Here is a 384-nt window from a genome sequence, read left to right as displayed (position 1 = left end):
GGTGAAAGAATGTTTTTAAATCAGATATATTTTAATATGTAAAGTATTAATCAATTGTATGAGAATTCAAAATATGGTTAATAAAAATATTAATATTGGTTCCAGTGACATAATTAATAATTAAAACAAAAAAATGAAGACAAAAATTTTATCTATTACGGCTTCATTATTTTTATATGCAAATGGTTATTCCCAAGTGGGTATTAATACTATGACTCCTACATCCACATTAGATGTAACGGCAAAAAATGCTACAGGAACTACAACGAATGTAGACGGGCTTCTTACTCCACGGGTTGATAGAGAAAGAGCTGAAAGTATGGCAATTAATCCTACTTCTACTATGATTTATGTAAATAGTTTTGCAACTGGTACACAGACAGG

General features: G+C 29.4%; 1 protein-coding gene. It reads left to right on the top strand.

The genetic code is table 11. The annotated features are described in order from the left end of the window. Nucleotides 1-133 precede the first annotated feature (133 nt). Nucleotides 134-384, top strand: a 251-nt coding sequence (locus SB725_RS30265) for a hypothetical protein (RefSeq protein ID WP_410923035.1), incomplete at its 3' end; no start/stop codon positions are given.

This window comes from Pseudomonas sp. SIMBA_041 (genome assembly GCF_046535095.1).
Lineage (GTDB): Bacteria > Pseudomonadota > Gammaproteobacteria > Pseudomonadales > Pseudomonadaceae > Aquipseudomonas > Aquipseudomonas mucoides.
Note: the sequence above shows the minus strand (reverse complement) of the source record. Positions and strands in the feature narration are given on the sequence as shown.